Origin of the sequence: Chryseobacterium sp. AG363 (assembly GCF_003610675.1) — a bacterium.
Classification (GTDB): Bacteria; Bacteroidota; Bacteroidia; order Flavobacteriales; family Weeksellaceae; genus Chryseobacterium; species Chryseobacterium cucumeris.
Window position 1 is genome coordinate 260,677 of sequence record NZ_RAQF01000003.1, and the last position, 25,541, is coordinate 286,217.

Here is a 25,541-nt window from a genome sequence, read left to right on the forward strand (position 1 = left end):
CCGACCTCTTTTTCTTAGAAAAATTTATACTGTACCTGCCTTCTGGTCAATTTTAAGATTGATCGAAAAAGGATTGTTATATACTTTAGGAATCCATTGAAACTGATCATTCACTTTATTAATATATCCTATTCCCGGCCATGGAAGATGGGCAGAGCAGATAAGTGTTCTGTTTTGATAGCAGTTTTCAAGAACTTTCTTGCGGGTATCAATACCTGTTGCAAAGTCAATATCCCATTGTGTTCCCCAATGCGGTTTTGCAATAAGCAGGGGAGAGTGAAAAAGATCTACCACATTGGTTATTGATAAATCCCCATCATTCACTGTATAAATAATATGACCCGGAGTATGTCCGGGAGCAGCTTCTGTTTGAATGCATGAGAATAATTGATCACCCATTTCAAACTTTGTAAGCCGGCTGTTTATGGCAGAAAGAACTTTTCTAACCAAAGGTATGCTTGGCTTTCCTCCTTCCGGGTTTTTACTTTTCTGAAAATCCGGTTCATCACTTGTCCAGAACTCAAATTCCTGACTGGAAATATAATAATGGGCATTCGGAAATACGAAATCACCGTTTTTAGAAAGAATTCCTCCGATATGATCCCGGTGAGCGTGTGTAATCAGAATATCAGTAACAGACTCTGGTGTAAACCCTGCTGCAGTAAGGCTGTATACTAATTTCCCCGCGTTTTCTTCATCATAAAACCCTTCTCCTGTGTCCACTAAAATGTTGCGGTCACCTTTTTTAATAAGCATAACATTAATAGGTGCTTCATAATAAGACTCAGATAGATAAAGATTACGAAGTTCATCTTTTACAAGATTTTGAGGGATGCCTGGTGCTAAGATAGGTTGGTGATATCCAATACCAAAATATCCGTCAGAAAGTATAAAAATATCCAGTTCATTGCATGGAATGTGTATAAATCCATGGTCTCTCTTCAGTTTTTGATCCATACTAGAATGAAGTGTATTTTATTTTGTTTTACAAATGTAGAGAATATTCCCATACATTGATCCTGTTAAATATAGATATAGAAAAGTTTTACTTTAGGTTGAGTATTGTATTGTAATCCAGTTTTTTTATTTTCATCTTCCACAATATCTATTTCGGGATGTGGTAGATGATCGTAATTATGTAACGCATAGTTTGAAATATTATGATAAGTTTGATTACCAAATTTTTAAAAATATTACATTATGAAAATTAAATCTTTAAATTCTGAATAGAGTCTTGTCTCTAATTCCTGAAGAATATCTGCAATGTATTCTTTCTTCTTTTCGACTGCAATAAACATCGTTTGAACACTGTTTACCGGTCTGCTCACTGACAGGATCGAGTGAAACTCTGTATCATTCGGTTTTTAAAACTATTATGAAAACACATTGAGTAAAATATGCTGTGGTTATGCTTTACGTCCTTTTTTTCTCATTTCAAGGAGTTTAAAATGAACTTATCGAAGCATTAAGCTGCCAATTACAAATTTTTAATCCAAATCAAATTATTATGTCAAACACAATTCCCTCATCAGGAACCTTATCGATAGGTTCAGCGGTATTACTGTCTTCTGAAGACAGAGAAAAATTGCTCAACGGATTTAATAAAACCGGTTGGGATTATCATCATGAAGAAACCCTGGAATCTCTTTTCCGGAAACAGGCAATCCTTCATCCTGATAAGACTGCTGTGGTTTATCAGAATCAGAAGATTACTTATAGAGAGTTGGATCAGAGAAGCAATCAGGTAGCCAATTTATTACTGAGCCATGGTATTAAAGAAGGAAAATATGTTCCCATCTGGCTGGACCGCTCTTTAGAATGGATCATTGCTGTACTTGGAGTTATCAAAACAGGTGCGGCCTATGTTCCGATAGACCCTGCTTATCCTGTCAAAAGAGTAGAATATATTCTTTCCGACACCACTGCTGATCTTATCATTACCAATCAAATTCTTGGAGAACTTTTATCAGAAACCGAAAAGGTAAAAGTATTTGATATGAGCAATATGGAGAATCTTAATCATTTATCATCAGAATATCCAGGAATTAATATCCACCAGAATGCCCTTGCATACACAATTTATACTTCTGGCTCGACGGGGAAACCCAAAGGTGTAATGGTAAGCCATCAGGCTATACAGCATCTGGTAACATGGCATAATCATCATTTTCATGTGGATCATAGCTCAAAATTAACTCTTGTGGCGGGATTGGCATTTGACATTTCTGTGTGGGAAACGTGGTCGGCTCTTACTTCAGGTGCAACGGTTTTTATTGCAGATAATGAGGATAGAACAGAAGCTCAGGCATTGGTAGATTACTACAGAAAAAATCATATTACCCATGGCTTTGTGCCTACTGTTCTGGCTCCTTCTGTAGTGGATATTACCCGCAATTATAATGATCTGAAGCTCAAATATCTCTTTACAGCAGGTGAGAAGCTAAAGCCGGTACTTACTTCAGAATTAAGCTATGAGCTGGTGGATTATTATGGTCCCACAGAATGTACCGTATACGCTACTTATAAAAAAGTGAAAGATATTAATGGAAAATATGTTTCATCTATAGGCAGACCCATTGCCAATGCAAAAGCATATATCTTGGGAGAAAATAAGGAATTGCTGCCCGTAGGAGCTGTAGGAGAACTCTGTATTGGAGGAAATCTTTTAGCAAAAGGATATCTTAATAATAAAGAACTTACGGAAGCTAAATTTATTATCAGTCCATTCAATGAAAAAGAAAAGCTGTATCGAACTGGAGACCTTGCCAAATGGAACGCGGATGGTGATATTGAATTCTTAGGAAGAATTGATAATCAGGTGAAAATTCGTGGCTTCAGAGTGGAACTGGGAGAGATAGAACGTTCACTGATCCAGCAGGAAAATATTAAAGAAGCTATGGTTCTTGGTAAAGAAACGGAAGGAAGTACCAAATATCTTATTGCTTTTATTGTATTAGCTCCTGGAGCAGTAGCAGATATTTCGTCAGTCCGAAATGCATTGAAAAAAGAACTTCCGGGCTATATGATTCCAGCACAAATTATTTTTATAGATAAAATTCCGTTAACAGCAAATGGAAAAACAGATACGCAGGTCTTAAAAGATCTTGCCGATAAAGAAGCAAAAGAATTGATTTCATTTGAGCCTCCAACCAACGAAACCGAAAGGATTATTGCAGATGTCTGGTCGTCTGCATTGGAACGTCCTGTCATCAATATCACAGATAATTTCTTTGATATTGGAGGAAACTCTCTGTTGGTTGCAACGGTAGCGGTTGCTTTGCAGAGAAAGCTGGATGTAAAAGTGTATCTGCGGGATATATATCAGTATCCTATATTACAGCAACTTTCAGAAGTTCTTATTAAAAGATCAGGAGAGACAGGGGAAGCAATCCCCATGGAAGATGTAGAACCATATGTTGAGCTTCAGAAAGATGTTTATCTTGCTGCGGGAACTGTTTTTGCAGGTGGATTTGATCCTCAACAGGTGGAAAATCCAACAACAATATTTTTAACTGGTGTCACAGGTTTTGTAGGAATTCACCTGTTACAGGAGCTTCTTGATACTACAAATGCTGATATTTACTGTCTTGTAAGAGCTCAGGATGAGTTTTATGCAATGGAAAAAATTGACAGATGTTTTAAACAATATCATATTCCTCAACATGTAGAACAGAAATCTAGAATTATTCCTGTTATCGGAGATCTGGCTTTACCGTCTTTAGGACTTTCAGAAGAAACATTTACAAAACTGGCAAAACAAACCGATTTGATTTATCACTCCGGAAGCTCAGTCAACTTCATCGAACCCTACTCTTATATGAAAGCACCGAATGTAGAAGGGCTAAGGGAAATTATAAAACTGGCAGGAGCGGAAAGAACAAAATGCCTCGCCTTGCTGTCAACCATTTCCGTATATAGCTGGGGACATCTATTCACAGGAAAAACAGTAATGTTTGAATCTGATGATATTGAACAGAATCTGATGTCCGTAAGTAAAGATATTGGTTATGTAAGAAGTAAATGGGTGATGGAAGCCGTTGCTGATTTAGCGGCAAAAGAAGGGCTTCCATTAATTACGTACCGTCTTGGATATGCCATGTGCCACAGCGAAACAGGGGCAAGTGCCTCTTATCAATGGTGGTCCGGATTGGTGAAAAATTGTATAGAGCTCAAATCGTATCCCGCGCTCACTGAGCTTAGAGAAGGACTTATTACGGTAGATTATATGACCAAAGCGATGGCTCATATCACCAAAAATAAAGAGGCAATAGGGAAGAAATTCAACCTGATTGCCCGTCCGGAAACTAATCTTACTTTGGAAGATTTCTTCGGACTCATGAAAAAATATTATCCTTTCACACTTAAAGACCTTCCTTATAAAGAATGGAGAAAACAATGGGAAGATGACAGTAAAAACCGTTTGTATCCATTAACGAGTCTTTTCAGTGATAATATGCATGAAGGGTTATCCACAGTAGAACTTTACCAGAATACTTATATATGGGATTGCTCCAATGTTATTCAGTATCTGGAAGGGTCAGGCATTCACGAACCGGTATTTGATAAAAAAATATTGGATTCCTATTTACAATATCTTGGAATTCCGGTTGAATAGAATTTGATAATTGAAAAAGCCCAGACAGATCCTGCTTGGGCTTTTAATTTTTATTCAGCAAATACGTCAGGTTTTGTCGCAGTGGACCAGGATATTTGGATCAGGGTAATGAAAAAATCTTATCCCATTTTTTAATTAACTGAAAACCAAACAGGATAGATGAATAACGTTATTGTATTGTCAAAAGATTTCGCTGCTAATGAAAGTGCAGTGGTGGATATTAAATCCCGGGGATTGGTAAATCCATTGGGAGTTCTTACATTTCAAAACAAAACAGGGCAGTCTGCACAATTTCTCTGGCAGGGAGATGCGCTTTATAGCAGAGAAAATGCGGGGTATTTTAAAGAAATAAATAATGACCTGGGAGTGAAGGTAAGCCATTATGAAGGCTCTATAACCGTTACCAATGGAGGAGGGAAACAGTATCTGGAAGGAGCACTAAAACAATAATAAAAACGGATATATTTTTATTATCCGAACAGCATAATAAAAAAGGTCAAACAGTATTGTCTGACCTTTTCTTATCTGAAGATTAGTTGATGGTTACTTTAATCACATTCTGTACAGCAGGAACAGGATATGCGGTTCCTACTTTGGAAATAACCTTATTTTCACTTTGTGGGGTTCCGCCAAACAATGCCTGATGATTTCCCGCACCCGGATATTGGTCAATACCTGTCCCCGAATCAAATAATGAAGTTTTTAGGCTGAGGTCACCCTTACTATTGGCATCAATGCTTTGTTCGTTGGCATAGAACCAGTCATTGGAAAAACCAAACATGGTTGCGTAAGCAATTTTATCGCCAGGCTCAGCATTAAAGTTTGTGGTTACCTTACTTCCCGGAGTTACAGGAGCATTTCCTGCAACATATACTCCTTTTACATTAGGTAAAGATTTTAAACTGTTTTGAAGCTTGGCTACATTTCCAAACTGTGCAATATCTTTCAGTCCCATTCCGCTGTCTAATTTGCCTAATTCATAAATTGGATTTTTATCACCACGATAAACAACCACCAAGGCAGGAGAAAGCCCCGTCATAATTCCTGTGTTGGCATTCAGTTTTGTCATCATTTTACTGATATTTCCCATTTGAGCAATATCTGTGATTTCAGGATTGGATAAAGCATTAGGTGTAAAAAATGGAGCACTGTTCAGCAGCTGAGATCCATTGTAGTTGGAAACAGCCCATACACCGGGAGAAAAAGGAGTTTCGTTGGCTGTTCCGCCGGAGGTATTGGTAATGGTCAGGGTAAATTCTGAAGTTACATCATTGTAAGCAAGATTAAGCTTCATAAGTTGTGAAGCATTGACATTAGGAACCTGCATAATGGGTTTGCTTTCAACCTGCCCTGTGGTGTCATCTTTGCTTCCGTTATCCCATAGTCGTACACTTGAAGAAACATCTCCGGTAATAGCATTTCCATTAGCGTCAAACAATTTGATACCCGGCTGTTGGGACGCAAAAAACCAGTCTTTTGAAGCTCCGTACATCGTAGCAAACATTAAAGCCTGTGCTTTTCCTGCACTGAATTTAACAGAAACAGATTGACCGGGCAAAATAATAGGAGGGGTTCCTACTCCCTGAAAACTTCCGCTTTCTACAAAATCTTTGGGAGTTACAACGTTTTCAAAAGTAATGGATCTTTGAAAACCCATGTCCATCATCATGTCGTTATTAGAATCGCTACATGAAGTTAGAGAAAATGCAGCTAGAGTAGCTGCTGCTAAAACTGATGTTCTGAAAATAAACTTGTTCATAAAAGTAAATTTTTATAGTTATAAATGATATCTGCAACTATAGTCGGCTACTTTTTAAGATCCTGACAAAAAATATTTTCGTAATTCAATTTTTTTTAAATGTATCGTTTTTGAGAGGGAAAATTAAAGCGGTCTATATTCCCTTTTTCCCATCCAGAATCATCTGGATCATTTTTATTTTTCTGTTTTCTCTGGTTTCAGGTTTCCTGGCTTCTTCAATCCAGCGGATGTATTCCTTTCTGTGGGTGTAGCTCATTGCATCAAATAAAGCTTTTGCTCCCGGATTTTCTTTAAAAACAAGGGCAATATCATCTGCAATTTCAACCACTCTTTCCTCCTTATCTTCAATAAGGGAGACGGAAACCTTATCTCCGAAGGTTTTACCAAGTTTCTTTCTGATCTCCTGAGTCAAACCTAAAATATGACAGTCTGATTTCATTTTGGCAAGACTTCCGCGGTATTCAACTTTATCATCAAAAAGGGCTTTTATCTTTACCTGCCCTTTTTTGTGGAACAATTCCTCTGTAGAAAATGGAAATTCTATAAACGCAGCATTCATTGCTCCGTTCTGCTGAATAATGGCTGTAAATTCGATACGTTCAGGATTCATGATCAATATTTTAATAATCAAAAATAAAAAAACCGTGAAATTTACTTTCACGGTTTCAAAAATATATCAGATAAGATGATTATTTTTTAACTTTCTTAGGCATTGTTGTAGTCCCTGAGTTTTTAGTTTTTGTATCAGCCGGAGTGTTTGCATCTCTTACAAGCTTCAATTCGTCAACTAATCTTCTTGCCCCCGCAAACTTATCGATTGTCCAAAGAACAAAACGAACGTCTACGTTGATGGTTTTCTGCCATTCAGGCTCGAATACGATATCACCACTTAATGCTTCGCTGTTTCCGTCAAAAGCAATACCGATAAGGTTACCGTCTCCGTCAATTACCGGAGAACCGGAGTTACCCCCTGTAATATCGTTGTTAGAAAGGAAGTTTACAGGCATATAACCTGCAGCATCAGCATACTGACCGAAATCTTTAAGGTTGTAAAGATCAATTACTCTTTGAGGAAGATCAAATTCTTCATCACCTTTCTTGTATTTTCCAACAAGACCAGTCATATCTGTATAATAGTTATCCGTAATACCGAAATAGTTTCTGTCATTTCTGATAGGTAATTTATCTACAGTTCCGTAAGTTAATCTCATTGTAGAGTTAGCATCCGGGTAGAATTTCTTCTCAGGCATAGCTTTCATTAAACCAGCTAGGAACAGACGGTTATTTTTCGCAAAATTATCATCTATTTTTACAAATCTTTCCATGCTTATTTTTTGATCAGCAACAATTCCGTTAGCTGCTTTCCAAAGTGGATCAGCATCAAGTTTCAATGCGTCCGGATTCAATAAGAAGTTCGTTGCAGAAGTCTTATTAGCGAAGATTGAAGAATACGCTAAATTAGAAACAGTCTTCGCATCCAATCCTAAAATAGTAGCAGAAGCAACGTCTGGGTTTTTAACTCTTGCCTGGTAAAGGCTGGTCATAGCGGCAAGCATTTCTCCTTCCAAAGCTGGATTGAAGTTTTCATAAGCAGCTTTGATAGCGGCTTCTGTTTTAGCTTTCATCGCTAATCTTCCCTGCATATCCTGAGCAGCATACGCTTTAAGAGCAGATCCTACCTGAGCAGCAAGGGTAATATATTTTGCATTTCTTGTAAACTGAGTAGCATAGTTTCTTTCAACATTTCTATCAGAAACTTGCTTATAGTATATACCAATATCTTCTAAAACACCATTGTACTGGTCATTTCCAGGCATTGCAGCCCACTTATTATAAGCTTCTTCGATCTTTTGCTTGTCAGAAATCGTTCCGTTTTTCTCTACTGCGTCGATAGTCCCCTGTCTGTTTTTCCAGTAGTTAGCTACAGAAGCATATTGAGAAGCATAGTTAAGCTGAGTTGCCTTATCCTTGTCCATATACTTTTTCATAACATCCATGGCCAGTTTAGAAGCTTCAACCCATGCCGGGTAATCTTTAGTTACCATCTGCTGAATTCCGTAAGAAGTTAGGTAACGGTTTGTTCTTCCAGGATATCCTAAGATCATTGAGAAGTCACCAGGCTTAATTCCTTTAAGAGAAACCGGAAGGAAGTGCTTAGGCTTCAAAGGCGTGTTGCTTGGAGAATATTCAGCAGGGTTTCCTGCAGCATCAGCATATACTCTGAAAACTGTAAAATCTGCAGTGTGTCTTGGCCATTCCCAGTTGTCTGTATCTCCTCCGAATTTTCCTAATGATGAAGGGGGAGCACCTACCAATCTGATATCTTTATAATCCTGGTATACGAAATAGTAGAATTCATTTCCGTTGAAGAAATCTCTTACTACTACCGTATATTTTCCGTTTTCAGAGTTTTCAGTCTGGATTGCTTTAGTTTCAGCATCAATCACAGCTTTTCTCTCTGCTCCGGTCATATTGTTGTTTAGTTTAGAATTGATTCTTTGCGTAGCATCATCCATTCTCACTAAAAATCTTACATAAAGATCCTTTGCATTGAATTCGTCTTTCTGTTTCATTGCCCAGAAACCGTTCTTCAAATAATCTTTTTCTGGTGTAGAAGCCGCAGCAACAGCACCGTAACCACAGTGGTGGTTGGTAAATATAAGTCCTTTATCCGAAACGATCTCACCAGTACAGAAACCACCGAAACTTACGATAGCATCTTTTAAGCTTGAATTGTTCACAGAATAAATTTCTTCAGGCGTAAGATGCAGACCCTCTTTTTGCATATCAACACCGTTAAGTCTTTTGATGAGCATTAGCAGCCACATCCCCTCATCCGCCCTCATCTGAGCAAAGCCCAGTAAGAAAGTGAATAGTAGAAATAGTCTTTTCATTTTATAAAATAATTTTTGTGTCGCTAATTTACTAATTTTTACGAGATTCTGTCCCGGAATGGTATGAAAATGGGATGATAATCTGCATGAAAAAGATACTATTACCACTTTTTGCAGTTTTACTGTTAGGACTCGTTTTAAATTGTTCCTCAGTGCCCACCAAAGATCCTTTTCTTCAAAGGCAATGGATGCTCATTTCTTTTGATGGCTTTTCAAAAGATCAATTAATAGCCAATAAAGCCGAAATGAATCTGACAGCCAATAGGGTAAAGGGTAAAATTCAGGCAAGTGTTTATATGGGATGTAACCGGATGTCTTTTGCTTCTGAATTTAAAAAAGAAGGAAAAGTGAAATTTTCAAAAGGAATAAGTACAATGAAAGCCTGTCAGGATATGAATCTTGAAAACTCTTTTCAGAAGAAAATAGAAACGATGACTCATTATTCTATTGAAGGGCATTTTCTTACTCTAACAGATGATCATGGAAATACTATGAAATTTGTAGCTGCTGATTGGGATTAATCATACCATTTCTCCCTATACAAAACAAAAGTCCGCATAATAGCGGACTTCTTTGTTTGAAAAATCTAGTTTGGTTATCAGCTTTTTGAGGTTATCAGTTTTTGAGAGTCATTAGTTTTTGGGGATTGTTTTTTTTATTTCTTCCAGAGTTGCTGTGTTAGGCAGCCCGGTAACTGTCGTTTTTGTGTTCCTGGAATTTATACTATTGTGATATGCTTGTCTGTTTGGGATCGTTTTTTTAATATCTTCAAGACTTGCTGTATTAGGAAGAAGCTTTCCTGAATTGTCTGCAGCTGCTTTGGGCTTGGATTCCTGTTTTTTAACTTCCAGGCCTCGATCAGATGCCAACCCGGTACTTACCGGATTTTTTTCAGCTCTTTCCTTATCAGCTTGAATTTGGACTGCCTGTTGTTCTTTTGCCTGTTTTACAACCAGTGCCTGATCTTCTTCTACAGCAGTCGTTTTTTTACTTTCCTGAGCATAAATAAGAGTGCTTAGAAATAATAATGGGATGATATATGCTATTTTCATGACGGTTTATTTTATATTGACTAATACTTGAATTTTTCCAACTTCTTTTTGGTCATAATCCTGAAGTGCTTTTCCGATGACCTGGCCTATTTTTACCTTTTTGAGATTGGCTTTCATGGCAACTCCCGCTTTAGATGAAGTCACCAGAAGATCTCCTCTTTTTATTTTTCCGTTCTCAAGGCATACTTTGGTAGGAATAACACCAATGACACCCATTGGCGCTTTATTGGATATATCAATATCGATATGTTCTTCTGTAAGCAGTACACCAGGTTTAGTAGCATACACTCCGGCAACAAGAGTAGAGTAGGGAGTTGATGATTTTTCAACCGTTCTATCTGCTTTTGTTGAGATAACCAGAATATCACCAGGTTCATATTCAGAGATGTTTCCGTTGACATCAAAAGCTTCCGCAACGTCAGCACCACTGTTTTGTGTGCCGCCATTGAAAAATCCTTTTCCGGTATTATCAATACGGGCAACGTTTACGGTTCCCGGGTTTCCTGATTTAAACAAAGCCAGAGATCCTGCACTATGAGTTTCTACAGTAAGTGCTGCATTGGTATTAGATGTATTAAAATTAACAAACCTGGCAGCTCGTCCGTTACTGAAATTAGGAACCCATGCATAGATTGCACTTCCTGTTCCGTCTACAGTGGTTTCTACACCATCTCCGGTGTTGGATGCATTAGCGGTGATACCATTACCATTACCATCTGCAATAGCAATCAAGGCAGGGCCGTTTCCTGCAGGATTGGATGCGTGGAAAAGGCCTGCGTATCCTCCGGTTCCGGAAGATACTCCATAAATTCCTGCTGTGCCAAAGTTGGCAAACTGTGAATTGACTTCTCCTCTTACTGCAGGAGAGGTTCCGGTCACTTTATCTACCTTGAAATTACCTGCAATACCGTTTCCAACAGTGGTTACAGTGATAACATCGCTGGTGTTTGATTCATTGAAAATATTAAATCGTCCGGCACGTCCGGTAGCAAAAGAAGGAACCCATGCATAAAGCGCATTTCCGGCACCATCAATATTGGTCTCAACCCCATTGCCGTCTTTACCTGCATTGGCTGTAATGGCGTTACCGTTACCGTCTGTCAAAGCGATCAATGATGCTCCGTTTCCGGCAGGATTGGAAGCGTAGAATAGTCCGGCTCGTCCTCCGGTTCCGGATGAGACACCAAAAATAGCAGCAGCACCAAAATTTCCAAAAATAGTATTGACCTCCCCTCTTACCGCAGCTCCTACACTATTGGTATTATTGAGTACAAAAGAAGCAGCATTGCCTTTGGTATTATCAGGGATGTTTCCATTTCCGTTAGATGCCACTTCAAAAGTATTAGCATCAGTATTTGTATTGTTGAAATTTTCAAACCTTCCCGCACGTCCAGTACTGTTATTTAAACCTACCTGACCGTAAACACCAATACCCGTTCCGGATGTATTGGTCGCAACAAATCCTCTCACTCCATATCCTCCTCCATCATTACGGCCCACAACCGCTCCGGCAATATCACTGGTCGTTCTACCCACAACTGCTTCACCTGCTCCGGTATTGTCTCCTATAATCCCAGCAGATGATTGGGAAGAGGTGATCCCGTGGGCACCAAATCCTCCCGCAGTAGAACTTAGTATTCCGGCTCCAGTACCTGTGGTGGAAACATTGATAACTGTTCCGTTCCCTACAGTAGATGCCGTAAGAACACTATTGGCGTTAGCATTATTGACGATAGAAATATTGGCAGCAATACCATTGTTACTTGTGGCATTTAATCCTGTTCCTGTATTACTGTTTGCGTAAACACCATATCCGTTTCCACTGGCATTTCCGTAAACTCCTAAACCGTTGGGAGTAACGCCATATACGCCCCAGCCGCTTCCAGCCTGGCTTCCCCAGACTCCAATTCCCAGTCCGCCGGTTCCGTTATTGATACCGCGTACTGCAGAAGAAAATCCTCCGGGGGCTGTATTGCTTACAATTCCTCTTACAGCAGCAATACTGGATGTGGTTGTGCTGTTGGCTCCTTCCACAGAAGTTCCATCACCATTATTGATTAATGAAAATAAAGTGGAGGCATTATTTACCGTATTGGAGTAGGGGATCGTAAAGCTTCCTCCGCTCACTCCGGCAGATTTAGCATATAAAGCATAGGGTACACTTAGTAACTGGCTTGTTCCTACTATGGTATAGTTGGTTCCACCAGCTGGATCTGTTTCTGTTTTTAAATAGTAGCTTGCTGAGGACCAATCAATAGTGGCGAATGTTCCGGTAAGGATTGTTCCTGTTCCTATTTCGAGACTAACAAGTCCGTTGGCATTGGTATTTCCGGTGAGTCTTTCAGAATAGACTGCTGCTCCGGCAGGAGATCCCTGCAATATGCTTACTCTTATAGCAATTCCTTGGTTGGCTAAGAGTTGTCCGGAACCATTTCTCATGACAGCTTGGTAGCTCATTTTTTCCGGAGCCTGGGACAGTCCAATAAAGAAACCTGTCAGGATCCAAAACAGTGATAATATTTTTTTCATGGCGTTTTATTTTTTTATGATTTTGAAAGTTTTGATATTTTCTCCATTTTGAGTAATCCTTATGATGTACATCGCGGAAGGAATTGAGGAGAAATTAAGCTCAGATTTTGATTGTGAGATCTTATCTTTTTTTACCAGCTTGCCCTGGGCATCGAATAACTGATATTCTGAGCCTTTAAAATTATTTGACGTAAAATCTAAATACAAATAATCTCTGAAAGGATTAGGGTAAAGTAAAATACCAGTCAGTTCAGAGGAGTTTTCAAAAGTGGTAAGAGTGATGATTTCGTAAGGCTGTTGAACTCCTTCGAGAACTTGTCCTGTTCCTTTTTCGAGGTAGGTTGTCTGACCTACACTGTAAGAAACAAAACCATTAGCTGCTGATGCATCCAATCCCGCTGCTAAAACTACAGCCTGAGCGTGTAGTATGGAGATGGAAAAGACAGACAGAATAATACAATAAATAGATATTCTTTCCATGGATAACAGTTTTGGTGATTAATAGATGTGTTTTCTTGGGGAATTTGGGAAGACTAAATTACCAACTATCTCCATTGATTAGCAGGAAAATAGACCAACGGCAGAAATAATCGACCAATGGCATTGGTGAATTATTATGATGTATTTTTAAGGATTAAAAAAAGAAAGATTGTCCTTGTAAGTTCGGCCAATAGGAAGTTTTATACGATGCGGAAGTTCTATTTCGTGACAGTTTTTTCCGCGGATAAGATGACGTGGGACAGCATAGCTTCTGTGTATTCTGACAAAAGAATTAAAAAAACTTTTTTGCAGAAGATTTCCCAGTGAATTTAAAATACAATGATTTTTTTCAAGTGTGATGATTCTGGTGTAATCTTTCAGAGCTTCCAGGTAGAGAATATCTTTCATTTTAATCTGAAAAACATGACCACCTTCTTTTATTTTAATGCAGTTTTCTCCCACCATGGCATCATAGCATTCACATTTTTCTTTTACTTCAAAAAAATCAAAAAGCTTTTCCATCGAATAATGAAAGCGTTCTGCGGTAAGCGGTTTGGTAATAAAATCTAAAGTATTAATCTCAAAAGCTCCGGCAGCCAGTTCGGGATGAGAGCTTACGAAAATACAGGCAGGGATCTTATGGGCCAGCTTTCTGAACTCAAGACCGTTCATCCCCCTTAAATTGGTTTCGGTAATCAGGAGATCAACAGGAATGTCAAGATAGGGAACTGCCTTTTCAGCAGAGTCGAAAGTGGCGGCAATTTCAATGTTTTGATATTGCCTGATATAATGCTGAAGAACCAGCCTGTCCAGTTCATCATCATCAATAATCATACATCTGATATGGGTAACCATGATATTCCGGAGATTAGTTTTTGATTTAAATAATTAAAAATCAGAAATTTATTATATAAAGTTATTGATTTTTTATAAATCATTCATCAGTAAACTTAAATTTATATTAAAATATGTTATTAAATAAAAATTGATTTTGTTTTTTTTCTGAAAAATATTAACTTGTAAAAATCATAAACATAGACAGAACTTAATGTTAGAAAAGAAAGAACATAACTATGAGAAAGCTGTCCTGGTGGGTGTTATTACCCAGAATCAGGATGAAGAAAAACTGACGGAGTATTTGGATGAACTTGAGTTTTTAGCTTTCACAGCAGGAGCAACCGTACAAAAGCGCTTTACTCAAAAATTAACTCAGCCTGATTCCAAAACCTTTATCGGTAGCGGAAAAGCCATCGAGATAAAAGAATATGTAAAAGAAAATGAGATCGGAACCGTAATTTTCGATGATGAACTCTCTCCTTCACAACTTAAAAACCTGGAAAGGGAAATGGAGGTTAAAATCCTGGACCGTACCAATCTTATTCTTGATATTTTTGCCCAGAGAGCACAGACTTCATATGCGAGAACTCAGGTGGAACTGGCACAATACCAGTATCTTTTACCACGACTGACAAGAATGTGGACCCACCTTGAGCGTCAGAAAGGGGGAATCGGGATGAGAGGTCCCGGAGAAACGGAAATTGAAACTGACCGTCGTATAATCCGTGACAGAATTACCTTGCTGAAAGAGAAACTGAAGACGATAGACAAGCAGATGGCTACCCAGCGTAACAACCGTGGGAAAGTGGTTCGTGCAGCTTTAGTAGGATATACCAACGTAGGGAAATCTACCCTGATGAATTCCATTTCAAAATCTGAAGTTTTTGCTGAAAATAAATTATTCGCTACGCTGGATACCACGGTAAGAAAAGTGGTAATTGGAAATTTACCGTTTCTGTTGACAGACACCGTAGGGTTTATCAGAAAACTTCCTACTCAGCTGGTAGAATCTTTTAAATCTACATTGGACGAGGTTCGTGAAGCCGATCTTTTGATCCATGTGGTGGATATTTCTCACGAAAGCTTTGAAGATCATATAGAATCTGTTAATCATATCCTGATGGAAATCAACGCTCATCAGAAGCCGATGATCATGGTTTTCAATAAAATTGACGATTTCAGCTATGAGAAAAAGGATGAAGATGATCTTACGCCTTCAACCCGTAAAAATATTTCTCTTGAGGAATGGAAAAAGACGTGGATGGCAAAGTCAAAGTATCCGACAGTTTTCATCTCTGCATTAACGAAAGAAAACTTCCCGGAAATGAAGAAAATGATCTATGATGAGGTCATGAAGATTCATATTTCCAGATTCCCATACAACGATTTTCTTTTCGAATATTTCGACAACGACGAAGAAGAAAGCAACAATTAATGAAGTATCACTTTTTCCTTTTATTCATCATGTTTTCGGTTTTTGGGTTCAGCCAGAAATCAAAAATTGATATAAAAGCTATTGAGAAAAGTCTCAGGACTTCCGACTCTCCGTATAATTACGATAAGCTTATTTTCAAATTTAAAGGATACCCTAAATCTCTGGACAGTATAGAATCTCAATATCTGTACTACGGAAGAAATTTTAGAAACGATAAAATAAACACATCAGATGATAGCTTTAAAAGTCTGGTAGAAGCCTTTAAACAAAACAATTTTGCAGATTGTATCAAACAGGGAAAAGCTTTGTATGATAAAGATCCTACCAACCTGGATGTGCTGCTGATTCTTCTCAGGGCTTACGATTCTGTAAAGGATGGAAATAACTTTATCCATCATCTGAACCAATTCCGTGCACTTACTGAAGGGATAAGAAGTTCGGGGGACGGAAAGTCAGAAAAAACAGCCTTTATCGTTAATTCTGTAGGAGATGAATACATTCTGCTGAATATTCTGAATATAGGGCAGGATTATACCAGAAGTTCAAAAGCTTCTAAAGATGCCATGTTTGACATCTGGGAAAAAGATGGGAATCAAATTTATATCAAAATACTCTATTTGGAACTCACCAATTAATCTTAAAATAAAGACACTTAGTGGAATTATATTATTCATTTTCAGCATTAATCGTATTAGCATCAATATTTGCCTATCTTAACTATAGGTTTTTAAAACTTCCGAGTACCATCGGAATTATGGTCATTGCCATTGTGGTTTCTATTTTTCTGGTCCTGTTCGGAGAAACGGTTCTTCCCAGAACTTTCGGACATCTTCATAACCTTATGAACGGAATAGATTTTACAGAAGTTCTGATGGGTGCCATGCTTAATTTTCTGCTCTTTGCAGGGGGAATTCATATTAATATTAATGACCTGAAAGAACAGTTCAGACCTGTAGTAATATTTTCCACAGTAGGGGTTGTGATTTCTACCTTTGTTGTAGGATTCGGAATGTTTTATCTGCTACCTTATGTGGGGGTTAAACTTCCTTTTATCTACTGTCTTGTTTTCGGTGCTTTGATTTCTCCTACCGATCCGGTAGCGGTTCTGAGTGTACTGAAACAGGCGAATGTATCCAAATCTCTGGAAACAAAAGTGGCCGGAGAGTCTCTTTTCAATGACGGTATGGCAGTTGTGGTCTTTACAGTGATTTTGCAGCTGGCGATCGGAAAAGAAGTGGATCTGAGTGTTGAAACGATAGGATTGCTTCTGCTTAAGGAAGCGGGCGGAGGTCTTTTACTCGGGGTGCTTTTAGGATGGGTTACTTCAAGATTGATGCGTGAAGTGGATGATTATATTATTTCCGTATTAGTAACACTTTCTGTTGTCATGGGAGGGTATCTGATTGCCCGTCAGATGCATATTTCCGGACCATTGACGATGGTGGCAGCAGGATTGTTTATGGGAAATTTCAACAGAAGTTTCAAAATGAAGTCCGTTACTCAGGATTATCTGATCAAATTCTGGGAATTGATTGATGAAATCCTGAACGCGGTACTATTTCTGTTCATCGGATTTGAACTTTTGATGATTAAAGATCTCAGACATTTCATGATTCCGGGCTTAGTGGCCATTGTGGTCGTTTTGCTGGCAAGATTTATTTCGATCTGGGGACCTACAAAATTTACTTCCCTGAGAAGAAGTTTCAGTCCACAAACGGTGAAAGTGCTTGTTTGGGGAGGAATTCGTGGCGGAGTTTCCATTGCATTGGCGATGTCTGTTCCTAAAAGTGAATACAGTGAAATTATTTTAAGTATTACCTATTGTGTCGTCGTATTCTCAATCATTGTTCAGGGGCTTACCATTGCTAAAGTGGCCAATCCGAATAAGATTGCCAAAGAAGAAGAGGAGCAGGAAAATATTGCTGTAGAAGAAAACGCTTAAAATCATATGAGCATTGTTAAAGAAATACAGGAAGCACTTGCTGTTTTATCCATTCCTGAAAAGGCGGAATTTTTTCCAAGATTTTTCAAAACTGGAAAAGGAGAATATGGTGAAGGCGACTTGTTTCTGGGCGTAAAAGTTCCGGATCAACGCTCTGTGGCCAAAGAATATTATTCGAAAATAAATTTAAAGGAACTCAGTACATTACTTTCTTCAACATATCACGAGCACAGGCTGACAGCTCTTTTTATGCTGATTTCAAAGTTTGAGAAAACAAAAGATAAGGCAGTAAAAGAAGAAGTGGTCGCTTTTTATCTGGATCATCTTCCTTATGTGAACAACTGGGATCTGGTAGATTCTACCTGCTATAAAATTTTAGGCAGATATGCTTTTGAAAATCAGAAAGAAAACCTTCTTGTAGAGCTTTCGGAATCTGATGAGATGTGGCATAAAAGGATTGCTGTTGTCGGAACAATGCATTATATAAAAAAAGGATCATTTGATCTGACCAAAGAATTTGTCACCAGAAATCTGAAACATCCTCATGACCTGATGCACAAAGCAAACGGATGGCTGCTAAGGGAAATGGGAAATAGAAATGAAGGCGAGCTGATCAGTTATCTGAACCAATATTATAAAGAAATGCCCAGAACATGTCTTCGGTATGCTATTGAAAAACTGGATGAAGATCTTCGCCAGGATTATCTTAAAGGACGAGTTTAAAAAATAATATACGGAAAAAGTACCGTATTTTCCCCTGAAAAAGTACCGGGAAACAGCTATTTATGCCCAAAAAATCAAAGATTATAAGGATGTAAGGCCAGAATTAAGTAATTTTGTGCTTTTAAACCTGATCATGAAAAATTTTCTCAGATTATTTCTTCTATGTATTCCTTTGCTGTTCCTGACAAGCTGTTTTGATATTCTGGATAAAGTGAATATAAAAGCTGACGGAACAGGAGAATATACCATTATTCTTAACGCAAGCAAGAGCAAAACAAGACTTGCTTCAATTTCTAAAATGGAAACCATCAACGGAAAAAAAGTTCCTAAAAAGTCAGAAATTGAAACTAAAATCAATGAGGCTGCCAGAATTTTTAAAGGAACTCCCGGAATCAGCAATGTGAAAACCTCCATGGATTTTGATAATTACATCATCAAGCTGAGCTGTAATTTCAAAAAGATTGAAAACATTAATGCAGGTCTGGAAAAACTGAAAGCCCAGAAAATATTGGGTAAAATGGTTCCGACTCAGGTTTACAGTCAGAATCTTGAAAAAAAGACATTGATAAGGAATAAAGTCAATACTTTCAAGGCTGATTATGACAAGATGAGTAAGGCAGACAAAGAGGTTTTTACTGATGCGAAATATACTTCTATCATGCAGTTTGAAACTCCAGTGAAATCACAATCGAATACTACTTACGTGCTTTCTCCCAACAAAAAGGCTCTTAAACTGGAAGCAGATATTCTGGATGTTATCCTTCAGAAAAAACAAATACAAAATACCATCCTTTTTCAATAAATTTCTAAACTATAGTCATGAAATCTATCTTTTTAAAAACACAAACCATTATTTTCGTCCTCTTTGGCTTTACATTGATTTTAGCCCAAAACAGCATGAAAATTCCTTCCGATGCCGTATTTTATATGGAAGTCAACGGAAAGCAGCTTAATAATAAAATCAACTGGAATAAACTGAATCCTTTGCTGCATGAGCTCAGCAAAAAGAGTAAAGAAAATCTTTCATGGACAGATTATTCCAAAACAGGAATCAAATACGACGCTGTTCAATACCATTATGCGAGCTTTAATGACTCCATTAAAGCATATAATACCCATTTTATCATTGATAATAAGGAAAAGTTTCAGGAGTTCATTAATTCTGTAAAGAAAAAAGGACAGGAAGTTTCCAGCAGAAAGAACTATTCTTACGTAGATATCAATGATGATGTTTTTGTAGCATGGAACGGGAGCCGTGCTGTTCTCAGTATGATCAGCTATACAAAACCTTATAAGGATCTTTGGGCAGACGAAGCAGTTGCAGACAGTACAGCAGTTGCAGTGGTGGACTCCGCTTACGCAGAGCCGGGAGATACAGTGTATACCGAAGAACCGGAAAAGCCGTTTGATTATAAAGAAGAGATCAAAAGTCTGAAGGATGATATTAAGTATCTGAAAGAAAGTATAAAAGATAATAACAACGAGATTGCAAGAATACAGAAAGATATCAAATACCTGGAGAAACATCATAAATATCCTGCAGATAAAGAAACTGCTGAAAATTCTGAAAACAGAGAAGAAATGCCGGAAGATGCTTATGATGAGGAAGAAGAAAAGGCTTTCCAGAAAGAGCAGGATTCTATCCGTAGAGAAAACTTCAGGGTTGTTAAAAAGAACGCAGAAGATCGTTTTGACCAATATTTCAGTTCAAATTTAGAAATTGAAGTGCCTAAAGAAATGCTTTCGTTCAGAGATGCCAATTCCGATGTTTTTGTGTATACAGACTACGGAAGAATTGTAAATGAAGGTATCTACGGAAAAATGACAAAGTATTACGGCTATGGACAGTTTTTCAAAAACATGTACAATTCCAACTATGCATACAATCTGTATTTTGATAAAGACAAAGTAAGGCTGGTTAATAATTATCAGCACAAAAATGGTGACATTCAAAAGCATATTTCTGCCATTTATAAAGGGAAGAAAAACAAAAAACTGCTGGAGCTGATCAATGAAAAAAGTGTCGGCTACTATGCAATGAATGTGAATGGCGCAAAATGCTTTGACATGATGTACAGTCTTCTTCAGAACTCAGGAGAAAACGAGTACAAAAAAGAAATGGAGCTGATTATGGAAACCATGAAAATTGTACTGGATGAAGAAGCAATTACCAAAATTGCCCCTGGAAACGGAATCTTTGTTTTGAATGAATTAAAATCCAAAACCGTAGAATACACCGATTATGAATACGATGCTGATTTCAATGAAAAAGAAGTAAAGAAAACCAAGGAAATCGCTGTTCCTAACTTCACTTTCGCTTTTGCAACAGAGAATGAAGGGTACTGGAACCGTATTTTTGATTTGCTTACAACCAACAAAAAAATGTCTAAGAGATTCTCTAAAAAAGGAAACCTTTATACCTTTAAAGAAGAGAAAAACGGAGGATATGTAGATCAGTTGTTTTTTACTGTGAAAGATGGAGTAGTATACCTTATGAGTGCTGCAGATAATAATTTACCTGTAAACCAATCTGATGTTTCCAGAAAATGGGCAAAAGACTCCGCTAAATATCCATTGTCCGGCAGACTGGATATTCAGAAGCTATTAACAGGACTAGACAAAGAATTCAAAAGCCCGAAAGAGAGAAAAACGTTAGAGGCGATCAAAAAAAATGTAGGAGAACTGTATTATAAAACGGAAGTAAAAGGAGAAAGCATCCAGACTGAGATGAATTATAACATCAAAGATTCTTCAGAAAACAGCCTAATGTATTTCTTTGATATATTCGATCAGGTTTTTAAAGCTAAAGAAACAGAAAAGAAGCCTCAAATTTTATAGATGAACAAAAAGAAGATTATTGTCCCGTTATTTTTATTGCTGGCTGTTGCAGTATATTTTATAGCTTTTCACAAAGATAAAAGCCTTAAGTATATTCCTGATAACGCAGATGCAGTCGTTTTAATCGACACGAAGAAATTAACGGGACAATACCTCTTCAGTTTAGCAACCCATCCTTCAAAATGGTCCGGAAGCAAAGCAAAGAGTAAAACCTCCGGTTCACTGAAAGATTCAGGAATCAGAATTCCGGATTTTCTGCAGATATTTCATATTAAAGATACTAAATTTTCAGAATGGTACAGTGTTTTAGAGCTTAAAGATTCGCAAAAACTCATCACCTATTTAAAGAAGCAAAACTTTGTTGCTAAAGGTAATAACCGTTTTCAGAAGGAGCAGTTTTTCGTTATGATAGAAGGAGATTATTGTATTGCAGGAAGTTCAGATCTTGCTTTTGAAACCCTTCAAAAAAAACTTCTTCAGAATTCTGTACATCATGTTTGGGAGGCAGACCGTTTTATTCAAAATACAGTGGGAAGCATTTCATTCATTTCAGGGCAGAAAATCCGAAACTTTTCCATTGAGCTAAATGAGGATGAAATTGAAATCAATAATAATTCAAATCCGGAGATTTTTAATACGATTGCTTCAAAATTTGAGAAAGGAAATCAATTTCTGGAATTGGAGCTTGATAAGGAAAACATCAGAAATTTTACCCGTTTTTTTAATAAGAGTATTGCAGATTCATCACAGGCTGTGTCTTTAAAAGCTACGGCCAATCTCCAGCAGATCAATGATACCATTGTCACTTATGAATATGATGATAATTTCAATGAAGTTGAAAAAAAGACAGTTCAAAAGATCACTCAGCCCAGCTATATGATCGATATTCTGAGTAATGATCCTGAGAAAACCTGGCAATATTTCCAGTCTGAAAAATGGATCAACAACGAAAATCAATTTACTGCAATTCCCTTCCAACCTAATAAAATCACGCAAAATAATAAAGGTGTTACGATAAAATCAACCCGGAATCCGATATCATTATCCAGCCGGTTAAAGCAAAACTATATTATGATCAGAAATAATGCTTTGCTGTATTCTTCTTTGAAAACATTGAATAACACTGAAAAAAAGATCATTTCTGACATTGATTACGTGTTGTATGGGAACAAGGCTCAGAATTATTGGATAAAAATAAAAGCGAAGAAAGGAGAATTACCCTTAATTTTACGGTGGTAAGTATAGAAACCGATAAAATTTTCATTAATGGCTCCATCAGACATCACATTGCTCAAAACTTTTACTCATTACTTTTTGCATTTCGTTTTTCCAATATTTATCGCATTGGTTTTTTATCGTAAAAATTGGAAAAAAGCATATTTTATTCTTCTCGCTACCATGCTGGTAGATCTGGACCATCTATTTGCCAATCCTGTTTTTGATCCGTCAAGAGAAAGTATAGGTTTTCATTTTTTACATTCTTATTATGCCATTGCGGTGTATTTTTTGCTGTTGTTCTTTAAAGGAAATATCAGGCTTATAGGAATCGGGCTTCTGTTCCATATGTTCACAGATTATCAGGATTTTAACTTCTGGCCTCATTAAAATATTATTAATATTTTCTTTTAATATTGAAATTATTATAGATTTTTTGTATTTTGTAGTCACGATATGAGACTAAAAGAACTTTTACATTATACCTATATTTTTCCTATTCTGGCAGTAGGATACTACTTTTCCGGTTTGATGGGAAATGGTGTCCTTTATGATATTCTGGCCGGTGTTTTATTGATCGGAAGTGTTTTATCAGCAGTACATCATGCTGAAGTTGTAGCTCATAAAGTAGGGGAGCCTTTCGGAACAATCATCCTGGCGCTTTGTATCACCATTATTGAAGTAGCGCTTATCATCTCGCTGATGGTTGCCGGCGGAGATCAGGCGATCACGCTGGCCAGAGATACCGTTTTTGCTGCCGTAATGCTTATTCTCAACGGAATTCTTGGAATATGTATTTTGGTAGGTGGCGTTAAATATCATGAACAGTTCTTTGCAAGAACTTCAGCAACTACTTATCTGGTGAGTATTGTTTCCATTCTGGTACTTACCCTTGTTCTTCCCAATTTTACTTCAAGTGTCAACGGACCATTCTATAACGAAGCTCAGCTTATTTTTATATCTATCGCATGTCTTGCCATTTATGGGGTTTTCCTGATGGTACAGACTGTGCGCCACAGAAGTTATTTTATTGTTCCTGATGAGCATCCTGAAGAACATTATATTCCTTCATTACCAAAAACACTTATCAGCTTTGTCTTTCTGGTAATCTGTCTTGTTATTGTTGTACTGATGGCCAAAGGATTGTCCGATACAATAGAAGGAATGGTACAGAGCCTTGGAGCTCCAAAATCCCTGGTTGGGGTAATTATTGCTGCCGTGGTTCTTCTTCCTGAAGGCGTTGCTGCAATCCGTGCAGCAAGAGCCAATCAAATCCAGTCCAGCTTAAATCTGGCATTGGGTTCTGCACTGGCAAGTATCGGACTGACTATTCCTGCGGTTTCAGCGGTATGTATTATGTATGATATTCCACTTGTATTGGGATTGGATAAAAAAGACATTATTCTGCTTTCTTTATCCGTATTTATTGTGATGCTATCTTTAAGTCGTGGAAAAACAAACGTCCTGTACGGGACTGTTCTGCTGGTGAATCTGGCAGCCTATATCTTTACAGTAATTGTTCCTTAGAAAGAAAAAATAAAAAATTATAAATCTTTTTTATCTGTAAAATCCCGGAAGTTAACCTCGACATCGATATCCCGTACCCCGAATCCCGTATCACTACAACCTTCTCGCCAGCTCCATTTTGAAAGCCATCAGTTTTGCTATATTCTCTGACTTGTAAATCGCCATGTCGGCATTTTCGCCTACGAAATTTTCCTCAATAGTCGTACGCCAAAGCAGCAGCCATCTGTCAAAGTGCTTCTGTTCCATAGCTTGTATCTCATTAACCGGGAAGTGGACACCCATTGGATTTCCTTTATAGCTCATCTGCCCAAAAAGAATAGATTCCCAGAAAGAATACATTTTAGGAAGATGTTTATCCCAATCTACTTTAGCAATATCATTAAAAAAGAATCCAATGGTTTCATCTTTAACAACTTTGTTGTAAAATGAATTGACAAGGTGTTCAATATCTTCTCTTGATTCAAGCTTTTTCATACTTCAAAGTTAGTATAATTCGTATTAAAAATTTCAGTCGCGAAATTGATAAATTTCATGTAAACAGTATTTTAGAGAACAACATATTATAAAACAATGGAAAATTGGGAAAGATTAAAATTTGATTAATTCGCAAAAAAGCGCCTTAAAAGAATTCGTTTTTTGTAAATTTAATTATTAAACACTAAAAAATTATTAAAATGATCAAAAAAATCAATTCTGTTTGTATTCTCTTATTGATGTTTTCAGTATCATGTTCAAGGGATGAAGTGAGTGCTATGAATGATGATTCAGAAAAAGTACATTATTCTGAAGTAAAGAAATCACAGTTGACTGAGGAAGAGATGCTTCAGCAGGGCTGGAAAATTGCAGATGAGTTTAAATTACCAGGCAATAATAGTTTGGGTGACAGCTATAGTTCGCCAAATGAAGAGCGTGAAATCCCTTTCAAGGCAAATCACCTGAAAGATATGGGATATGATGTCAGTTATTCAGGAGAAAGAACACGGTTGAAAAACATTTTTGCTTATTCCGGCCAGGTTCCGGATGGAATTATATTTAATCCAGACCTTTCTGTAGATGGAGATGCCCGGAATACAGCTCCAAACCCTAATGTTTCCATTGTTTTGGGAACTCCTCAGGTGACAATAAAAACGGACGGTGCAGATCTACCGGACAATGCTTACACTACGGAGGCAATTAACAATGGCGACAGAGAAAGTGAAATTACGGTAACCTATTCTTATAAAAAAGGATATTCTACTTCCTGGAAACGGACCGTTTCAGGTTCATTTGAAGTGGCAGCTTCAGTATCCGTTGATATTCCGTTAGTTGCAAAAGCTTCAGCAAGTACAAAAGTTGTTGTAGGAGGAGATACTACTGAAGGTACAGAAAATTCTGAAGAAGTTACTGAAACCAGCAGCTACAAAACCATTGTGCCCGCTCATTCTAAAAAAACAATTTCTGTCCTTACAAAATTGAAGGGATCATCCGTTGAATACTTTGTACCGATGAAATTAAAAGGAAGATTACAGGCGAACTTTCCCTCTCCCGTAGATGGACATTACTATTGGGCTTTTCCTATCGAAAGCTTCCCTGATTTTCTTACCAATATACACGGAGAGTCAGGAATCGTAAAATCTGTCAGCAATGTAAGTGTTACCGTACTGGAATCACCGGCACAAAAGATATAGAATTTCTCTTATTAAAAAAGGGTAAAAG

General features: G+C 37.5%; 22 protein-coding genes. 13 read left to right on the forward strand and 9 right to left on the reverse strand.

What is annotated here, in order from left to right; genetic code table 11:
• Positions 1–24 precede the first annotated feature (24 nt).
• Positions 25–957, reverse strand: a complete 933-nt coding sequence (locus tag DEU39_RS14145; RefSeq protein WP_120232403.1) for an MBL fold metallo-hydrolase — start codon at positions 955–957, stop codon at positions 25–27.
• A gap of 550 nt (positions 958–1,507) precedes the next feature.
• Between DEU39_RS14145 and DEU39_RS14150 the strand changes: the two genes are divergently transcribed.
• A complete protein-coding gene (locus DEU39_RS14150) occupies positions 1,508–4,615 on the forward strand; it encodes a non-ribosomal peptide synthetase (RefSeq protein ID WP_120232404.1) in 3,108 nt (1,035 codons plus the stop codon).
• A 159-nt stretch (positions 4,616–4,774) separates the two neighbouring features.
• Positions 4,775–5,065, forward strand: coding sequence for a hypothetical protein (locus DEU39_RS14155; protein ID WP_120232405.1), 291 nt, complete (start codon positions 4,775–4,777; stop codon positions 5,063–5,065).
• Positions 5,066–5,147: 82 nt separating this feature from the next.
• On the opposite strand, the gene DEU39_RS14160 is transcribed toward DEU39_RS14155, so the two are convergent.
• The 3 genes from DEU39_RS14160 to DEU39_RS14170 all read right to left on the reverse strand — a co-directional run bounded on the left by DEU39_RS14160 (position 5,148) and on the right by DEU39_RS14170 (position 9,268).
• Complete coding sequence (locus tag DEU39_RS14160) at positions 5,148–6,374, reverse strand: spondin domain-containing protein (protein ID WP_120232406.1); 1,227 nt, start codon at positions 6,372–6,374, stop codon at positions 5,148–5,150.
• 133 nt (positions 6,375–6,507) lie between these two features.
• Positions 6,508–6,984: a YdeI/OmpD-associated family protein gene (locus DEU39_RS14165; protein ID WP_120232407.1), complete on the reverse strand. Its 477-nt coding sequence runs from the start codon at positions 6,982–6,984 to the stop codon at positions 6,508–6,510.
• A gap of 79 nt (positions 6,985–7,063) precedes the next feature.
• Complete coding sequence (locus DEU39_RS14170; RefSeq protein ID WP_120232408.1) at positions 7,064–9,268, reverse strand: S46 family peptidase; 2,205 nt, start codon at positions 9,266–9,268, stop codon at positions 7,064–7,066.
• Between the two features lie 86 nt (positions 9,269–9,354).
• Between DEU39_RS14170 and DEU39_RS14175 the strand changes: the two genes are divergently transcribed.
• Positions 9,355–9,789, forward strand: a complete 435-nt coding sequence (locus DEU39_RS14175) for an META domain-containing protein (protein ID WP_065119611.1) — start codon at positions 9,355–9,357, stop codon at positions 9,787–9,789.
• Between the two features lie 111 nt (positions 9,790–9,900).
• Here the strand turns inward: DEU39_RS14175 and DEU39_RS14180 are convergent, their stop codons facing one another.
• The 4 genes from DEU39_RS14180 to DEU39_RS14195 all read right to left on the reverse strand — a co-directional run bounded on the left by DEU39_RS14180 (position 9,901) and on the right by DEU39_RS14195 (position 14,184).
• Complete coding sequence (locus DEU39_RS14180) at positions 9,901–10,320, reverse strand: hypothetical protein (RefSeq protein WP_062673047.1); 420 nt, start codon at positions 10,318–10,320, stop codon at positions 9,901–9,903.
• Between the two features lie 6 nt (positions 10,321–10,326).
• A complete protein-coding gene (locus DEU39_RS14185) occupies positions 10,327–12,849 on the reverse strand; it encodes a beta strand repeat-containing protein (protein ID WP_120232409.1) in 2,523 nt (840 codons plus the stop codon).
• A 6-nt stretch (positions 12,850–12,855) separates the two neighbouring features.
• Positions 12,856–13,329 (reverse strand): T9SS type A sorting domain-containing protein, encoded by a 474-nt coding sequence (locus tag DEU39_RS14190; protein ID WP_062673051.1) that lies wholly within the window; start codon positions 13,327–13,329, stop codon positions 12,856–12,858.
• Between the two features lie 147 nt (positions 13,330–13,476).
• Positions 13,477–14,184 carry a LytR/AlgR family response regulator transcription factor gene (locus tag DEU39_RS14195; RefSeq protein WP_228436787.1) on the reverse strand — a complete coding sequence of 236 codons (708 nt, stop codon included), beginning with the start codon at positions 14,182–14,184 and terminating at the stop codon, positions 13,477–13,479.
• A gap of 193 nt (positions 14,185–14,377) precedes the next feature.
• Here DEU39_RS14195 and hflX point away from each other — a divergent pair, with 193 nt between their 5' ends.
• The 9 genes from hflX (at position 14,378) to DEU39_RS14240 (ending at position 23,846) form a co-directional block, all read left to right on the forward strand.
• A complete protein-coding gene (hflX, locus tag DEU39_RS14200; RefSeq protein WP_062673053.1) occupies positions 14,378–15,601 on the forward strand; it encodes a GTPase HflX in 1,224 nt (407 codons plus the stop codon).
• Positions 15,601–16,236, forward strand: coding sequence for a DUF4919 domain-containing protein (locus tag DEU39_RS14205; protein ID WP_062673056.1), 636 nt, complete (start codon positions 15,601–15,603; stop codon positions 16,234–16,236). The genes hflX and DEU39_RS14205 overlap by 1 nt, the downstream gene beginning before the upstream one ends.
• A 20-nt stretch (positions 16,237–16,256) precedes the next feature.
• The gene (locus DEU39_RS14210; protein WP_062673058.1) at positions 16,257–17,543 is read left to right on the forward strand and encodes a cation:proton antiporter; all 1,287 of its coding nucleotides are present in this window, start codon (positions 16,257–16,259) and stop codon (positions 17,541–17,543) included.
• Between the two features lie 6 nt (positions 17,544–17,549).
• On the forward strand, positions 17,550–18,266 hold the full coding sequence (locus tag DEU39_RS14215; protein WP_120232410.1) for a DNA alkylation repair protein: 717 nt from the start codon (positions 17,550–17,552) through the stop codon (positions 18,264–18,266).
• 133 nt (positions 18,267–18,399) lie between these two features.
• A complete protein-coding gene (locus DEU39_RS14220; protein WP_062673062.1) occupies positions 18,400–19,068 on the forward strand; it encodes a hypothetical protein in 669 nt (222 codons plus the stop codon).
• A 17-nt stretch (positions 19,069–19,085) separates the two neighbouring features.
• Positions 19,086–21,104 carry a hypothetical protein gene (locus DEU39_RS14225; RefSeq protein WP_120232411.1) on the forward strand — a complete coding sequence of 673 codons (2,019 nt, stop codon included), beginning with the start codon at positions 19,086–19,088 and terminating at the stop codon, positions 21,102–21,104.
• A complete protein-coding gene (locus DEU39_RS14230; RefSeq protein WP_120232412.1) occupies positions 21,105–22,343 on the forward strand; it encodes a hypothetical protein in 1,239 nt (412 codons plus the stop codon).
• Positions 22,344–22,370: 27 nt separating this feature from the next.
• Positions 22,371–22,709, forward strand: coding sequence for a DUF6122 family protein (locus DEU39_RS14235; RefSeq protein WP_062673068.1), 339 nt, complete (start codon positions 22,371–22,373; stop codon positions 22,707–22,709).
• A 66-nt stretch (positions 22,710–22,775) separates the two neighbouring features.
• The gene (locus tag DEU39_RS14240; RefSeq protein ID WP_062673070.1) at positions 22,776–23,846 is read left to right on the forward strand and encodes a calcium:proton antiporter; all 1,071 of its coding nucleotides are present in this window, start codon (positions 22,776–22,778) and stop codon (positions 23,844–23,846) included.
• A 93-nt stretch (positions 23,847–23,939) separates the two neighbouring features.
• Here the strand turns inward: DEU39_RS14240 and DEU39_RS14245 are convergent, their stop codons facing one another.
• On the reverse strand, positions 23,940–24,320 hold the full coding sequence (locus DEU39_RS14245; protein ID WP_120232413.1) for a group III truncated hemoglobin: 381 nt from the start codon (positions 24,318–24,320) through the stop codon (positions 23,940–23,942).
• 200 nt (positions 24,321–24,520) lie between these two features.
• Here DEU39_RS14245 and DEU39_RS14250 point away from each other — a divergent pair, with 200 nt between their 5' ends.
• The gene (locus DEU39_RS14250) at positions 24,521–25,513 is read left to right on the forward strand and encodes a hypothetical protein (protein ID WP_120232414.1); all 993 of its coding nucleotides are present in this window, start codon (positions 24,521–24,523) and stop codon (positions 25,511–25,513) included.
• Positions 25,514–25,541 lie beyond the last annotated feature (28 nt).

What these genes read in the sequence shown, in the direction of transcription:
- DEU39_RS14230 (WP_120232412.1), top strand. Translation starts at nt 21,105, where the DNA reads ATGAACAAAAAGAAGATTATTGTCCCGTTATTTTTATTGCTGGCTGTT.
- DEU39_RS14235 (WP_062673068.1), top strand. Translation starts at nt 22,371, where the DNA reads ATGGCTCCATCAGACATCACATTGCTCAAAACTTTTACTCATTACTTT.
- DEU39_RS14220 (WP_062673062.1), top strand. Translation starts at nt 18,400, where the DNA reads ATGAAAAATTTTCTCAGATTATTTCTTCTATGTATTCCTTTGCTGTTC.
- DEU39_RS14175 (WP_065119611.1), top strand. Translation starts at nt 9,355, where the DNA reads ATGAAAAAGATACTATTACCACTTTTTGCAGTTTTACTGTTAGGACTC.
- DEU39_RS14190 (WP_062673051.1), bottom strand. Translation starts at nt 13,329, where the DNA reads ATGGAAAGAATATCTATTTATTGTATTATTCTGTCTGTCTTTTCCATC.
- DEU39_RS14195 (WP_228436787.1), bottom strand. Translation starts at nt 14,184, where the DNA reads ATGGTTACCCATATCAGATGTATGATTATTGATGATGATGAACTGGAC.
- DEU39_RS14180 (WP_062673047.1), bottom strand. Translation starts at nt 10,320, where the DNA reads ATGAAAATAGCATATATCATCCCATTATTATTTCTAAGCACTCTTATT.
- DEU39_RS14170 (WP_120232408.1), bottom strand. Translation starts at nt 9,268, where the DNA reads ATGAAAAGACTATTTCTACTATTCACTTTCTTACTGGGCTTTGCTCAG.
- DEU39_RS14145 (WP_120232403.1), bottom strand. Translation starts at nt 957, where the DNA reads ATGGATCAAAAACTGAAGAGAGACCATGGATTTATACACATTCCATGC.
- DEU39_RS14155 (WP_120232405.1), top strand. Translation starts at nt 4,775, where the DNA reads ATGAATAACGTTATTGTATTGTCAAAAGATTTCGCTGCTAATGAAAGT.
- DEU39_RS14225 (WP_120232411.1), top strand. Translation starts at nt 19,086, where the DNA reads ATGAAATCTATCTTTTTAAAAACACAAACCATTATTTTCGTCCTCTTT.
- DEU39_RS14250 (WP_120232414.1), top strand. Translation starts at nt 24,521, where the DNA reads ATGATCAAAAAAATCAATTCTGTTTGTATTCTCTTATTGATGTTTTCA.
- DEU39_RS14165 (WP_120232407.1), bottom strand. Translation starts at nt 6,984, where the DNA reads ATGAATCCTGAACGTATCGAATTTACAGCCATTATTCAGCAGAACGGA.
- hflX (WP_062673053.1), top strand. Translation starts at nt 14,378, where the DNA reads ATGTTAGAAAAGAAAGAACATAACTATGAGAAAGCTGTCCTGGTGGGT.
- DEU39_RS14245 (WP_120232413.1), bottom strand. Translation starts at nt 24,320, where the DNA reads ATGAAAAAGCTTGAATCAAGAGAAGATATTGAACACCTTGTCAATTCA.
- DEU39_RS14160 (WP_120232406.1), bottom strand. Translation starts at nt 6,374, where the DNA reads ATGAACAAGTTTATTTTCAGAACATCAGTTTTAGCAGCAGCTACTCTA.
- DEU39_RS14240 (WP_062673070.1), top strand. Translation starts at nt 22,776, where the DNA reads ATGAGACTAAAAGAACTTTTACATTATACCTATATTTTTCCTATTCTG.
- DEU39_RS14185 (WP_120232409.1), bottom strand. Translation starts at nt 12,849, where the DNA reads ATGAAAAAAATATTATCACTGTTTTGGATCCTGACAGGTTTCTTTATT.
- DEU39_RS14150 (WP_120232404.1), top strand. Translation starts at nt 1,508, where the DNA reads ATGTCAAACACAATTCCCTCATCAGGAACCTTATCGATAGGTTCAGCG.
- DEU39_RS14205 (WP_062673056.1), top strand. Translation starts at nt 15,601, where the DNA reads ATGAAGTATCACTTTTTCCTTTTATTCATCATGTTTTCGGTTTTTGGG.
- DEU39_RS14215 (WP_120232410.1), top strand. Translation starts at nt 17,550, where the DNA reads ATGAGCATTGTTAAAGAAATACAGGAAGCACTTGCTGTTTTATCCATT.